The organism is Gimesia maris (genome assembly GCF_008298035.1).
Taxonomy (GTDB): domain Bacteria; phylum Planctomycetota; class Planctomycetia; order Planctomycetales; family Planctomycetaceae; genus Gimesia; species Gimesia maris.
Genome location: NZ_CP042910.1, coordinates 7062550 through 7077017, shown reverse-complemented (window position 1 = coordinate 7077017; position 14468 = coordinate 7062550). Strand labels below are relative to the sequence as shown.

The 14468-nt window shown below is 48.9% G+C and carries 13 protein-coding genes; 3 read left to right on the top strand and 10 right to left on the bottom strand.

The window, feature by feature from the left end; translation table 11 throughout:
* The first annotated feature begins 70 nt into the window (after nt 1-70).
* Nucleotides 71-754, top strand: a complete 684-nt coding sequence (locus GmarT_RS26330; protein WP_002644563.1) for a metal-dependent hydrolase — start codon at nt 71-73, stop codon at nt 752-754.
* On the opposite strand, the gene GmarT_RS26325 is transcribed toward GmarT_RS26330, so the two are convergent.
* The 6 genes from GmarT_RS26325 to GmarT_RS26300 form a co-directional block, all read right to left on the bottom strand.
* On the bottom strand, nt 746-1093 hold the full coding sequence (locus GmarT_RS26325; RefSeq protein ID WP_002644564.1) for a Rieske (2Fe-2S) protein: 348 nt from the start codon (nt 1091-1093) through the stop codon (nt 746-748). The genes GmarT_RS26330 and GmarT_RS26325 overlap by 9 nt on opposite strands.
* Nucleotides 1094-1217: 124 nt before the next feature.
* The gene (locus GmarT_RS26320) at nt 1218-2492 is read right to left on the bottom strand and encodes a DUF4350 domain-containing protein (RefSeq protein WP_002644565.1); all 1275 of its coding nucleotides are present in this window, start codon (nt 2490-2492) and stop codon (nt 1218-1220) included.
* Nucleotides 2464-3258 (bottom strand): hypothetical protein, encoded by a 795-nt coding sequence (locus GmarT_RS26315; RefSeq protein ID WP_002644566.1) that lies wholly within the window; start codon nt 3256-3258, stop codon nt 2464-2466. Before GmarT_RS26315 ends, GmarT_RS26320 begins: the two co-directional genes overlap by 29 nt.
* On the bottom strand, nt 3255-4175 hold the full coding sequence (locus GmarT_RS26310) for a hypothetical protein (RefSeq protein ID WP_002644567.1): 921 nt from the start codon (nt 4173-4175) through the stop codon (nt 3255-3257). The genes GmarT_RS26315 and GmarT_RS26310 overlap by 4 nt, the downstream gene beginning before the upstream one ends.
* Nucleotides 4172-5260 (bottom strand): stage II sporulation protein M, encoded by a 1089-nt coding sequence (locus tag GmarT_RS26305; protein ID WP_002644568.1) that lies wholly within the window; start codon nt 5258-5260, stop codon nt 4172-4174. Before GmarT_RS26305 ends, GmarT_RS26310 begins: the two co-directional genes overlap by 4 nt.
* Nucleotides 5253-6152 (bottom strand): RDD family protein, encoded by a 900-nt coding sequence (locus tag GmarT_RS26300; RefSeq protein WP_002644569.1) that lies wholly within the window; start codon nt 6150-6152, stop codon nt 5253-5255. Before GmarT_RS26300 ends, GmarT_RS26305 begins: the two co-directional genes overlap by 8 nt.
* A gap of 336 nt (nt 6153-6488) precedes the next feature.
* On the opposite strand from GmarT_RS26300, the gene GmarT_RS26295 reads away from it, so the two are divergent.
* Nucleotides 6489-7619: a prenyltransferase/squalene oxidase repeat-containing protein gene (locus tag GmarT_RS26295; RefSeq protein WP_002644571.1), complete on the top strand. Its 1131-nt coding sequence runs from the start codon at nt 6489-6491 to the stop codon at nt 7617-7619.
* A 28-nt stretch (nt 7620-7647) separates the two neighbouring features.
* Here GmarT_RS26295 and GmarT_RS26290 read toward each other — a convergent pair whose 3' ends face one another.
* A complete protein-coding gene (locus tag GmarT_RS26290; RefSeq protein WP_002644572.1) occupies nt 7648-8373 on the bottom strand; it encodes a creatininase family protein in 726 nt (241 codons plus the stop codon).
* 90 nt (nt 8374-8463) lie between these two features.
* Nucleotides 8464-8925 carry a GNAT family N-acetyltransferase gene (locus GmarT_RS26285; protein ID WP_002644573.1) on the bottom strand — a complete coding sequence of 154 codons (462 nt, stop codon included), beginning with the start codon at nt 8923-8925 and terminating at the stop codon, nt 8464-8466.
* A gap of 306 nt (nt 8926-9231) precedes the next feature.
* Between GmarT_RS26285 and GmarT_RS26280 the strand changes: the two genes are divergently transcribed.
* Complete coding sequence (locus tag GmarT_RS26280; protein WP_149303444.1) at nt 9232-10479, top strand: hypothetical protein; 1248 nt, start codon at nt 9232-9234, stop codon at nt 10477-10479.
* Between the two features lie 96 nt (nt 10480-10575).
* Here GmarT_RS26280 and GmarT_RS29645 read toward each other — a convergent pair whose 3' ends face one another.
* Together GmarT_RS29645 and GmarT_RS26270 are read right to left on the bottom strand one after the other, a co-directional pair.
* Nucleotides 10576-12897 carry a hypothetical protein gene (locus GmarT_RS29645; protein WP_002644575.1) on the bottom strand — a complete coding sequence of 774 codons (2322 nt, stop codon included), beginning with the start codon at nt 12895-12897 and terminating at the stop codon, nt 10576-10578.
* 161 nt (nt 12898-13058) lie between these two features.
* Nucleotides 13059-14468, bottom strand: coding sequence for a sulfatase family protein (locus GmarT_RS26270; RefSeq protein ID WP_002644576.1), 1410 nt, complete (start codon nt 14466-14468; stop codon nt 13059-13061).

The window sequence follows — 14468 nt, the reverse complement described above, 5'->3', positions numbered from 1 at the left end:
ATTGGGGATCTGTTGTATCTTGCCGTTAAGTAAAACAACTTCACACAGCACTCCAATTGCAGAGGCAATCATGGTTACAAATATCACCTGGCTGGGGCATTCTACCTTTCAGATTGAAACCGCCGGTAAAAAAATCCTGCTGGACCCCTTCTTCACAGGCAATCCCTCTGCACCTCTGGATGCAGAACAGGTAGAAGCTGATGCGATAATTGTCAGCCACGGCCACGGCGATCATGTCGGTGATACGGTCGATATCGCCAAACGGACCGGAGCACTGGTGATTGCCAATTTCGAGATCATTGAGTGGATGGGAAAACAGGGAGTTGAAAATGTGCACCCCCAGCATATCGGCGGGGCGCACCAATACGACTTTGGGACGGTCAAACTGACAATAGCCCATCATGGTTCCATGCTGCCGGATGGAAGTAACGGGGGAAGTCCCTGTGGAATCCTGCTGAAACTGGATGGAGGAACCATTTACTTCGCTGCGGACACCGGTTTATTTTATGACATGAAGCTGATTGGCGAAGAAGGCATAGATATGGCGATGCTTCCCATCGGCGATAATTTCACCATGGGGCCGGCAGACTCAGTGAAGGCAACCAGGCTGATTCAACCGAAGCGAGTGCTGCCCATGCACTACAATACCTGGCCGCTCATTGAACAGGATGTTTCCGCCTGGGCTGATCAGATTCGCGGACAGACTGCTGCGGAACCAGTCGTGCTGCAACCGGGTGAATCCTGCTCACTCTGAAGAGGAGTTCTCTTCTTTCTCCAGATCCAGGCCGACCTGTATTTCATCGCCTTCAATACGCACCGGGTAGACAGGAACCTGGAGTTTGGATTTCGGATTGTCCAGCCAGGTTCCTTCATTGATACAGAAACGCCAGGCATGCCACGGGCAGGTGACTGCTCCCTCTTCATCTACATAACCGGTTGAAAGGGGCGCACCCTGATGCGGGCAGAAGTCGTTGATGGCCGTGTATTTCCCCTCTTTGAGAAAGACGGCAATCATCAGTCCTTCCACATGAAAAGCCCGGCCTTCTCCTTCGGGGATCGTACCGGTTTTTGCAATGGTATGATAAGTGGTCACGAAACGTTCTTTCTGAGGTAGCTGATTCGAAATGAACTGACAGGTCTCCTGAGACTGCCAGAAGGGGAATTATAGTCAGTCTTTCGCAGAAGATAAACCGGATTCACATCAGAGATTATTGGGTTTATCCCTGCTGTTTCCCATGTCGGGCCGCCTGTCGAATTTCCGCCAGTCTGCGAATGAGATCACCCATCTGATGCCGTTTAATCTTTTTGGATTTCGAAAGCTGGGAGACATGCTTCAGGAACGCCGCGATTTTTTCCGGATCTGTTTTCATCCGCCGCGCTATCGGATCGATCACGCGATGCTCTTTTCCGCGAAAACGTCTCAGGTGGAGTTCGGTAAATAACTGTTTGAGGTAAGAGTATAACAGAGCACGGCCATTTCCATTTTTAAAATGTAAGTTGCCGACGTTATCTGTATGGGAAACGATGTTGTGACGTGGCAGGATGTGTGACGTGAGAACAGGCCCAAAGCGGGTGCTATGCCACCAGCCAAAAATCAGCAATGTGATCAGCAATTGAATAGTCAACGGGCGGAAGGTGGGGTCGATCAGTAACGCGACAACTTTTGAAGTTCCCGAAGCATTCAAGGATTCATCAACAACGAAATAGTCCGGCGCTTCAGCTGATTCAATCAGCCGAAATGCGGGAACACTGCCGCCATCAATCATTGACTGGTTTGAAAAGATTTTGGAGGAGGCTGCGACGACTATCACACCCTCACCATGCATCTGCCGGATTGCCTGTTGTGTTTCACCCACCGAAATAAGTTTCTGGCCTGATTCGGAGATCACCTGGGCATTCGTTTGCCAGATGATTGAGGGGGCATCCGGGAATACAGTCGTGGCCTGTCCGTCAAGCAGACTATGTTGATCATTCAGAAGTGAGAGTAGATCAGAAGAATCAAGGTCTTTTTGTTTGTCCTCGCTTTCGTCTTCCGTTCCTTTTTTTTCCGATTCCACAACCGGTAGATTTTCCCGTTCGGTTTCGTCCAGATACTTGACGCTAATGTTCAGGGCGTCGATTTCAAATTCTGGATGATCGTGATTCGCTGTAATTACGAGGTGCCCGCCTTCTTCAACCCATGACAGGATGGCAGACCATTCCTGGGGGTTTGGATAGCGGGCGGGTCCCAGGAGGCAGAGGGTTTCATCATAATCCAAAGTCTGCAGGAAGACGGAGATCGGGACACGGTTTCGTTCCGTGTTGTAGGATTCCAGTTCGAGTAACAGAAAAAATGCTTTCTTTCCGCTGGCTGACGCGCTATAAGAATCGTCGAGCGCACCCGTACCCAGTTCTGGAAACCAGAGATGCAGGGGAATGAGCAGGCAGAGAAAGAACAGCCAGATCCAGCCGGCGTTTCTTCGCTCACGCTTGTTTCTGGAAGGCGGATTCATAATGTTTCAATGTACTTTCAAAGTGTTCGCGGGTGGCGATGCGTCTGCCAAATCCCAATGGTTCATAGGTACGGATCATTTGTCGCAACGAATCACAGGGTAACCCGTGTGGCCGGGCCGCTCGGATATAATCGCGATAAGTTAACCCCTTCCGAAAACGGATCCAGCCTGACCGCTCGATGTAGCTCATTGAGCCGTAGAGCAGTTGGATAATGGCATTATGATAATCACCCTCCTGTGCCAGTGCTTTCGCACGTTGCAGGTAGATCGAGGATTCCCGTTCTGCAGGAGAGATAATGTCTTCGAGAGAGAGTGTGCCTTGCAGTTCCGGATTGATTTCAGTTGCAGCCGCTTTCTTTTTCAGTTCCAGACCCATCAGGGAACGTACCAGCAGATAAAGAATCAGACCACAAGTGATAACGACACTGATGTAGGCCAGAATCTGCAGCACGTTTCCAATCAATTCGGCGAAGACGGAATGAGAACGCTCTTCTACCTTTGTTTCAGTTTGTTGTTTAAAGAACTCATCCAGTTCAAAAGGGGCGTTTTTCGTGATATCCCGTTCTCTCGTCAGATGTCGAAACTCGGTTCGGCTAAGGATGTCTTTCATATCCTGTTTCAGCATAACCTGATCGGGAGAAGAAGTATCAAACGAGATTTCACTGGGAGTCTGAGAAAATAACGGTGTCACATTCCCCGACAGGCACACGAAAATCAGCACCAGAATCCGGAACCTGCTTTGGGCGGAATTTGAATGACTGTTCATAACGCTGCCTCCCTTCTGGTGAGCCGCTGTGAAACTTCGGCCATCCGTAATTCCATATCCCAGCAGTCGTAGCGAACCCGTAGATCTAAATAGGTGAAAAACCAGGCGACTCGGCCAATGGGGTAAATCAGCAGGATGAATCCGGTAAAGACTGTTAAAACACGGGGGTCGGTACTTATCAACAGCAGGGCATTGGAGATGGGGTCGCCGATATTGTCCGGATCAAACGCGTAAGGCATCTGTCCGATCAGGATATTAAATTCCAGCAGGATGTAGCAGAGGTAATCGAATGTAATAAAGAGCACACAGGTTAAGATATAGCAGAAGAAAAAAGTCCAGGCACCCCGCCAGAATAAGGTGCTGAAATGAGTGGAAATCAGATCTTTGGTCCGGTGATCGTGAGAGTTTTCTTCCTGTCCTGCAATTCCAATCTGTTTCAGTGAAGCCTGCTCAACACGAAACCCGTTTCGTAATGCCAGCCAGATACCTGGAAAAAACAGATAGAGGAATCCCAGCATATTCGTCAAAAAGTGATCGGTATAGAACAGTAATGCCGGTCCGATATAGAGCACTGACCGGTCTAACAGACAGCGCAGCAGGAGAGGAATTATTCGGGGTTGAAATTGCCGTCTGAGACTTCCCAGTCCCCGGGTTTCTCCAAAAGTGAATAAAGCTGTATTCCAGGTAAGCAGGACTCCCAGGGGGCTGGAAACAAACCAGGCTACCGTGATCGCTGTTTTCATCTCGATCAGGAAATAATAACTGAGCAGATACACCAGCAGACAGGCGGGTAAGGCAAATATGGCCCACAGCTTGAGAAGGGGAACCAGAAAACGTCCGTAAAAGCGTATTGCCAGGTCCAGACAGTTCAAGGCATTTCTGGGGACCAGCGCCACATTCATCCGATGAAATCTCATCGATGCTGATCTCCTTCCTGCGGTGGAGTTGTTGAACTGCGACGTAACCGGAAACGGCTGTCTGTCTGTAGTCCTGCGAAAGTAAGATAAAGAAACACAATCAGCCAGAGCCCGCTGCCAACTGCGTATTTTACTTCATTCGGAAAATCTGCAGGGGACCAGAATGCTTCAATCATTGCGGCAATGACCAGCATGGCAGCGGCTCCCCCGGCAATTTGAACCGCTTCCAGACCTCGTAACTGAAGAGATTGAAACCGGGTACGCTGTCCGGGATGGATAATCGCATTCCCCAGCATCAGTCCTGCGCCTCCTGCGACCGCAATCGCCGTTAATTCAAATGAACCATGAGAAATGACAAAACTTAGAAAACGGTCGCCATTGCCCTGACTGATGATGTACCCGGAGACCGCTCCCAGAAAAATTCCGTTAAATAACAGAGTGTAAACCGTACCAATACCCAGCAGGACTCCTAAAGCAAAACATTTGAGTGCAATGCCGACATTATTGTTGATATAAAAACCAGCCATGGCTGCACGTTGATCGCCAAAAGTCCCGGTTGCAGGATCTTCTGCTTCTTCCGAATTCGTATCACCTTCAGTTGTGTTTTCTGTATCAGAGTTGAGACCACCCTCTTCACCGTACATATGGTCAAATTGAGTCATATATTCTTCGGGAATGACACGGGATGCCAGATCGGGGTTGTTTTGAACCACACACCAGCTGACTCCCATTGGCAGAAAAAATAACAGACAGGCAATCAGAAAGTACCCGATGTTCGCCCGAAATAATCGGGGGAAATCAGCTGCCAGATATTGATAAAACCTCCCAAAATTTGTTGGTGGAGCGCTGTAAAACAGATTGTGTCCCCGTGCGACCAGATCGTTCAGGTAAGACATCAGCTCATGCCCCCAGCCACGAGAGCGGATGGTAGCCAGATCGTGTGAGATTTCTCGCAGTAATTGAGAAAAAGTGGAAATCTTATCTGCGGGAAGCTTGGAAAGTGATTTGCCGGACGACTCTTTAAGAAACAGTTCAAATTTTTTCCATTGGGGACGGCGTTTTTGAATAAATTTATGCTTATTCATAAGTATCCTCCCCCGGCATTTCAGATCGTTTGTTGTATTCGTCCACCAGTTCCTGTTCTTCCTGGTCCTGGCTGAAACTGAATGTTTTATATACCGAAGCCAGAAACGCCATGGGGTACTCTGATACCTTTTTCTCATCTCCGCTATAATGCAGTCTTTTTGCCAGTCTTTTTGCCAGCTGCGCTGCCAGGGCATGCCCCCGTTCGTAAGTCAATACGTGTCTGCGACCGATGAATTCGTCGATCAGCGAGAGAACTTCGTCACGGGGAAGAAAGCTACCGATGTCATTTTTATCAAGAGGTTTAATCTTATTCAAAATGATCGGTTTTCTCGGCAGTTCCAGAGAACGTTCCTGGACCACAACCGTGCCGGCCAGCAGGTCTCCCAGTCTCTGGAAACGCCGCGTCAGCAACATCGATGTAATGCCGACTCCATAAAAAATAATGGAATCCGCACTACGGGCGAGGTTTCTCAACAGCGAAGGCCAGAAGGTTATCGGATAACCTCCTTCGCGAATGACGCGCAGTCCACAGGCATGTTTCCCAATCGATTTGCCTTTGAAGAACGTTTCTGAGATCGTGTAATAGCCCCAGGTATTGAGAAACATGATGACAAGGAACAACCCCAGCATGGCCCCGGGCATCAGCAGCTCCATCAGGGGGGCAATGAAAAACATGAATATCGCGACTAACATCATCGTCCGAATCAGAAAATCAATCAGGTATGCGACATAACGCTGTGAGGGTCCGGCGAGCTGATAAGACAGCACTACATTTTCCGGCGTTTCCACCTGCATTTCCAAACCGAGAATCTCTCGATTACCTGGAATAAAAGGTTCTACGACATCGTCTGTGGCGGGGCTGGTCTCATCTAAAGTGATCGTCGATGCCATATCAGACTGCTGCTGGGTCTTGCTGGGAAACAGGGAAACGGGAACGCTTTGATGCCCTGAAAAGGCTTACTGATTATAGGCCATAGTCAGTACGGTTATCTACACAAAGCTGAATTTTTATCAAAACCGGTAATCACGGTTTTCTAACTCACTTCCCGCTGGATATAATTAAGATGTAAATGACGGGCAAACACGTGGAGTATCATCCGCTTGAATCATCTCGATTGCTATGGAGAAGCTGGATTACTTTTCTCTTTTTTACCGAGAAGCAGTTCGCGATTGATGGTATCCATTTCAAATTTGATAAGACAATAGTGAAAGCGAGAGGAAACATTTATGCCCACTTTTAACCAAATTCCGAGGACCATCTGTATCTGGATACTGCTGTTGATGGCCTGTGTTGGAACCAGTCAGGCTGCGGACTCACCGCTTACTGCTGACAGACAACAGGAATTGAAAAAAATCCAGATGCAGGGAGTCAACTTCCTGAAGAACAGCCAGCTGGAAGATGGGCTCTGGACCACAGAAACTGTGCCCGGGATCAGTGCGCTGGTGACCACGGCACTTCTGGAGAGCGGAGTTCCCGCCAGTGACCCTGTCGTCGCGAAAGCACTCAAGCGACTGGAAGGGTATGTCCAGAAAGATGGTGGTATCTATTATGAAAAAAGTAACCACCGCAATTACGAAACCTGTATTTCGATCATGGCTTTTCATGCAGCCAACAAAGACGGGCGATATAACAGTACGATTAAGAATGCCGAGAAATTTTTGCGTGGCTTACAGTGGGATGAAGGCGAAGGAATCGAAAGCTCGGATACAGCTTATGGCGGCGCTGGTTACGGCGGGCATTCACGTCCGGATTTATCCAACACGCAATTCCTGATCGAAGCCTTAAAGAAGGCAGGGGCAAAAGCCGACGATCCGGCTATTCAGAAAGCACTGGTTTTTGTCTCACGAACCCAAAATCTGGAATCCGAATATAATACGACTCCATTTGCGTCCAAAATTGATGATGGCGGATTTTATTATACACCTGCAGCTGGTGGGACGTCACAGGCAGGAACAACACCCGATGGGGGACTGCGTTCGTATGGCAGTATGACTTATGCCGGTCTGAAAAGTATGATCTACGCTGGTGTCAATGAAGATGATAAACGGGTCAAGGCAGCCAATGAGTGGATTCGACGTCATTATACGTTGAAAGAAAATCCCGGCATGGAACTGATGGGGCTGTTCTATTACTTTCATACGTTTGCCAAAGCACTGGATGCGATGAAAGTGGATCAGTTCAAAGATGCCGAGGGCACCCAGCACAACTGGCGGGCTGAATTGATCGAACAGCTGGCCAGTCTGCAGCAGGAGAATGGCAGCTGGTCGAATAAGCAGAAACGCTGGTATGAATCAGATCCGAATCTGGCAACCGCTTATGCTTTACTGGCCTTGTCTTATTGTCAGCCTGCTAAATAAGCTGTTTTTGAGTTCCCCGTTTCATGCATCAGGTATGAAACGGGGGAATTTCAGCAGTATTTGATCCGTCGATCATACCAGCCACATATTTTGCCACCTGCTTCACGATTTCGTCAATCATATTTTGTCCCGCTTCTGCTGTCGCTTCCAGGGGTTCTTTATCATCCTGCTCCTGCATGGCTTCCAGGCGAACATTTTCCGGGAAAGCGGCCATCGCAAATGCCGTTTCAAATTCCTGGGCATGCCCCGGCCAGCGTTTCGTTTTCAGGTTCGCCAGTGCGACTTCTTCGGGCAGTAAATTCCAGTACGACTCAAAATGCAGATTGATTTCAAGACGCTGCTGAAACTGTCCCCACATTCCCAGGCAGGGAGCAATGTTCCCGCCATGTCCATTCAATACCAGAATATTAGTGAATCCCGCATGCTGCATGCTGCGAATCGTATCAAACAAAACGCTCAACCAACTGCCCGGAAGAGCTGACAGCGTGCCCGGATGCCGCATATGGTGCTCGCTGATACCAATATTCATTGACGGGGCGACAATGACTTCCGGTGAGAGCAGGCGGGCGACTTCCGTTGCTACCAGCATCACACTTCGCCAGTCATGTTCCATCGCCAGGTGTTCCAGATGTTGCTCGGTGGCAGCAACGGGAATGATACATGCTTTTAGTTCACCTGATTGCATCCGTTCGCGAAATTCACGGCGGGTATGTTTATGGAGCAGTATTTCTTTTGCAGAAGAGGTATCTGACATGGTTCGACCTGATTTAAAGTTGATTAAGTAAAGCGGCGTTCGAAACAGGATCTTGTTTACAGACAGAATGCGGTGAACTGGATGTGGATGTCAACGATCCAGCATTTTTTCCATCACTTGGTATCCGGGGAATTTGAAGCCCAGCTGCCGGTAAGTTGATTGAGCGCGTTCATTTTCAGCTTCAACATAAAGTCTGAGGCCAACGACATCCGGATTGGATTCCGCCAGCGATTGTACGTGTTGCGACAGTTGCTGAAAAATACCCTGTCGTCGATAGTCGGGAGAGACATAGACGCTCTGGAACCACCAGAATTCACCATTACGCCAGTCACTCCATTCTCGTGTGAACATGATCTGGCCCACGACATGATTCTGATAACGGGCTACAAAGTACTGGCATCCCCGTACATCTCCCAGTGATTCCAGTACGCCAGTTCGAACCAGGTCCCGGTCCAGGTGTTTGGATTCCGTTTCCAGAGCGAGCTGAATGTTAAAATCGGCAATGATCTCACAGTCTTCCCGGGTTGCCTGATCGATTTGGATATCCAGCATAAGAGGTAGCCTTCACTTCTAAGACAATCTGTATGTGTGCCGTAAATATCAGAAACGGAAATTGTTCTTGATATCAAACAGTTTGTGATCAATTAACTCTAATGTAGTCGGGGGCAGAATTTTATTGTCGGGGCCAAAATTTTCTGAATTGTTTGTGCAATTATCAAATAAAGAAGCAACTCCACCTGTGAATATGGCGATATTAGGTACTACAGCATAAATGGTTTTGCAAGGATGCATGGCTAAACCTTACAGGATGTGCCAATTTTACGTCCATGTTTAATCATCACGCTGGGAGATAGAGCCTTGAGAAGTTCAGGGGAACGACAATATCGATTGGATACCAACGCCCGTATTTCGACACAACAGAATATCTGGGGTATTCTCACTGTCGGGGTCGTGACAGGCCTGTTGGGAATGTATTTTATGGTCGCACGACCGATGTTGACTCAGATGGGTCAGTTGCAGACTGAACTGGTAGCAGTTCAACAGGATATGGATAAGCTGGTTGGTGCAAAGACCAGTGCCTGGCAGGTCAATAATCTGTTGACTGTTCTCAATTCTCAGGCGAAGCAGCTGGCGGAAGCCAGGTCTGCCATCGGAGAAATCCGGGATTTAAGAATTCTCATTGATGAGGAATCAGGTCAAACTGAGAAGACTCTGGCTGCTTTCCAGAAAATCAATGAGTTCCAGAAGCAGGTCCTTCAGCAGGCAGAGATCGCGTCGCAGGCCCGCAGTACCCTGGATGAAATGCTGGTAATGCAGGATCAGCTGGCTTCACAGAATGCTCAGACCAAAGTGACCCATTCCACTTTGAATGAGATGATGAAACTCCAGGAGCTGGCTGCAGATCAGGCCAGCGGGATCAAAGACGCCCAGACTGCATTCAGTGAGTTTCTGCAGTTCAAGCAGCAGATTGTCGATCAGTCGCAGCAGTTGGATGTGGCACGTGAAAACAGCCAGAAGATGATCGCCCTTCAGGACAGTCTGGTTGCTCAGACAGCACCACTGGCGGCTGCCCGGAAAAGTGCCGAAGAACTGGTTTCACTGCAGGAAACGTTAACTGATGAGGAGTTAAACGTGGCGGTTGCCGGTGAGAATCTGCAGTCACTGATGACGATCCAGACCAAACTTCTGGCTGAAACGGGGCGTGTGGTGGATGCTGTGGAAACGCTCGAAGTGCTCGGTGATCTGCAGGACCGTGTGAAAGAGCAGGTGGCTTCGATGCAGGGGATGCGACGTGAGCTGCTGGATGTGATCCTGATGGAAAGCACCGTTGCCAAGGCAACCAGGATTCTCGAACCCCTGGCCCAGTTGGGGAACCTGAACCGGTTGAGTGATGCCGAAGTCCGGGAAGCGGCACGAGTCATCATGGATCAGCGTGACACCCGAATCGGGAAGCTGCCTGCCCAGTTTCGTCGAATTCAACGTGAGACGGCTCCCTCACGAACAACGAAACTGATTCTGGATGGTGTGCCCGTCTTCAATGAAGAATCTGACAGCGGTACTGTGGAAGAGAAGCTGGTTCCCACACCTCCCGCTGAAGATGAGTGAACAGTCTCCTGGCTGAAAGTGGCTTGAACAAAAAACAGGGCATGGATGATCCGTGCCCTGTTTTTTCGTATCCGTTTTCCGTAGCTAAGTAAAAGGTTATTTGTCTTTCTTCGCTTCCGGCTTCGCTTCCGGCTTCGCTTCCGGCTTTGCTTCCGGCTTTGCTTCCGGTTTTGCTTCCGGTTTTGCTTCCGGTTTTGCTTCCGGTTTTTCCGCTTTGACCGCTGGCTTGGTTTCCGGTTTCGCGTCTGTCTGGGGCTTCTCAGACTTGAAATTAATCACGCCGGAAACGGGAACAGATGCGACCTGGAAGACATCTTTTGATAGCTCGCCTTGTACGAAGACGACAAATTCCAGATGATCCAATCCCAGAGGTGCGCCAGTGAAGTTGGCTCCTGATTTTTCTTCAAAGGCTGACAGATAATCTGTGATTCGGCTTTTGAATTCATTCAGAGGGATGGTTTTATCCAGTGTCAATTTTCCATCAACAGCAGGAAAACCGTTCGGTTCCCTCAACATGGAACGAACAATCATGTCATGCACGTTAATCCCGTTGGGAGCTTGAAACGACAGTTCTTCTTCCGCAAGGACTGCTACCAGACGAAGGGGCTCTTTAATATCCTCAGTTCCGGTGGCATTGGCTTTCAGTACCAGTTTACCATCTTTGGCAACGGCAGATAATTCGATTTTGACATCGGTGTTTTCTGAGAGTGCTGGAATCAAAGCCTCAAGAAGTTGATTGTAGGATGACCCAACCTGTTCGACACCGCCGGCGACCCCTGTAACCGCCTGACCGTTCAGATTCGTCGAAGGAGTTCCCCCATGATTATACAGGATGAACCGTGCTTCTGAATCAGGATTGGTTAGTGGATCAGGAGCTGGAATATGCTGGTGATATCGTAAAACGATGACCTTGGAGTGAGGGAACGATGATTCAATCACACCTGTCGCCAGGTCGGCAGCTACACAGGGAGGACAGGATGCTCCGGTGAACAACTCGATCAGCGAAACACGGTTTCCTTTTTTCAAATCAACTTCTTTTGCTTCCTTGGACACAAAACTGTCCAGGTAACGTCGGAAAGATTTAGTAAGATACTCATCCAGCCCCTCTGTTGAACCATGTTTCTTTTTCCAGAGCGTTGTCAAAGTATCCTGAGGATTTTCAAATTTTACGAGTTCCGGGTTCTGCTGCGATGCTGCAATCAGCTGACGTTCGCGAAATGACAGTGGCGAACCTGCCAGGATTCCCAGATGTTCAATGGCTTTATCGATACTCCCATGGGATTTTTCATAGCTGACCAGTTCTGTCAGCAGTTCACGATCTTGAGGGTGTTTTTTGACTTCTTCCTGCAGCAGTTTGCCCGCTGCTTTAATTTGCTCGGGATTATCGGATTTGAGACCCACTCGTGCCTTCGCCAGAGCCAGCTCCTGGTCCCAGCCTGCCAGGGGCGTCACTCCCTCTTTGATGGCTTTTTCAGCCTGGTCCAGATATTGAGTGGCAATGCTGGCATCCGTTTCACTGCGTGCCAGCATGGAACCTGAGCTGACCAAGGCGTTAACCTGCAGTCGTTTTCCCCAGATTGCGGAGGTTTCGACATAGCGATTTACAATTTCTTCCACGGTCTTGGAATCTTTTTTCTGACTGAGAGCAACTGCAATCAGACGAGTGTAAGCATCCAGAGCCACGGGTACGGTTTTCATACGCTCGTTTTGGGTGAATTCGTTAAGACTCTTAAAAGGATCATCAGTCTGCATCGCCTGGACGAATTCCTGAAACCCGGGAGCGGGCAGGGGTTCTTTAATCTTTGACATATCTTTTTCGAGCGTGGGCAGCAGGAGGGCGGGCACACAGTTTTCACCATTAAATGAAATATTCCCCAGGATGGCACCCTTATCGAGAGTCCCTTGAAAATTCAAACGGATGACCTCTTCACCTTCGTTGATCAGGCTTTCGTCAAATTCAACCGTTTCGGCGGTTGCTTTGGAAGACAGGATTTTCGCTGGTAACACTTCCGTCCCTCTTGAAAGCAGGACGACTGCTTCTGTGCCTGCTTTTGTTTTTTCGTCTGCTTTCTCTTCCGTTTTTTCCTCTGGGTCAGTGGACTCGCCGGGGGGAGAGATTTTGAAAAGATAGAGTGGCATCATTTGCTGCTGTTGAGGCAGCATGAGTACCCAGTTCCCTTTGACGGTTTTTGGTAATTCTAAAGGCTTGGGCTCTTCCTTTTCTGTTTTTTCATCGCCAGCTTCTTTCGATGCCATCTCTGAGGTTTTGGCATCTGCTTTGGGGCTTGCGACATCAGAAGTCGCTGCATCGGGCGAAGAGGATTGGTTATCAGTGGCTGAATCAGAGGCTTTCTGACAGCCTGCAGAAACCATGATCAGACACAGCAGCAGCAGGCTCGTGCGCGAAATAGAAAACATATTTTTCCTCAAAGGGTAAAGTACAGGTGATCTCAAAAAGGGTATTCGTATTCTGGTTTTATACGAAATCCATACAAATGTTGATGGATATTAAATAAAAATCACTAATCTTCTGAAAATAGGGCAGGGGACAGCTGTTTCCTGCTTTGTGACCTAACCTGTTATTCATAAGCAGGTTCAAGAATTGGATCCTGGATCGATTTTTGCCATTCAATCAGCTGGTCCTCCAGCAGATCAGCAGTATCCTGCCAGTTTTTTCTCGTGCGGCGCTGCAGCAGATTCGTGTTTTCTCCGGGATCCGTTTCCAGATCATACAATTCATCCATATTCCGGGCACGATAATGTTTAACGTACTTCAGTTTGGGGGTCCTGATCATTCGGAGATAGGCTAATCCATTGTTATGCAGATCATATTGACCGAACAGCGCTTTCCTGACAGGCGCGGGTTGCCCAAACAGTAAAGGGGAATAGTCGATTCCGTGTAGCTTGAGATTCGCCGGTTGCGGAATTTTCAACGCACCTAATACAAATTTGAACATGTCTATATTTGATACTATTTCGTCGAATTGAGTCCCCGGTTTAATCACGGCGGGCCAGCGCATCACCAGTGGCACGCGGATGGAAGTGTCCCACATGTTAGGGCGTTTGGGTCCTGTCACTCCCCCGGCAATCCAGTGGCCGTTTCCTTTGGTGCTGACTCCGTGGCGACCATTGTTATAACCGTGATCACTGGTGAAGATGACCAGCGTATTCTCTGCAAGTCGCAGCTGGTCGAGTTCCTTCAGCAGGCGACCGATATTACGATCGACCGAAGAGACACTCGCATAGTATTCTTTATTTTTCTGACGAATCTGTTCGGGAATTACTCCTGGGGTGATGGGCACATCAATTTTCATTCCTTCGTAATGTGCTGAATCCTGTTCGGGAACAGGACCATAGGGAGTATGTGGAGCTCTGAAATGCAGGCAGAGTGCAAAGGGTTTATCTTTGGATGTACGGATAAAATTGATCGCGTCATCTACCAGCAGATCGGGCAGGGAGCCTTTCCGTTTTTGCGTCTCTCCCTTGATTTCCAGTGTGGGATTCATGGGACGTGTGCCCCCTGCAAGAAATCCCATGAAGTGTCCAAAACCCTTTTCATGCGGATGGAACTGATTCAATTCACCCAGATGCCATTTACCGATTAAAGCAGTCTGATACCCATGTTGCTGCAATACTTCCGGCCAGGTCATCGCTGTGAGGCCGGCTCCCTCTTGCGCTTCCTCGGATGAAATCCAGTCGGTAATCTTCAACTCTGTCGGAAATCTGCCGGAGAGAAACGTCGCCCGACTGGGTGAGCAGACAGGAGTTGCTACAAATGCATTGGTGAAGACTGCCCCCTGTTTTCCAATCTGATCCATGTGCGGCGTATGAATCTGTCGGTTCCCATACAGCCCCATGGCCCAGCGTCCCTGGTCGTCGGTCACAATCGAAATCAGATTGGGCCGGTCGGCAGCCAGGCCCAGAGAGAGAGCCGGCTGGGCAAACAGGATCAGCAACAGGCATGACATTGCATAGAACGGATTGATCAT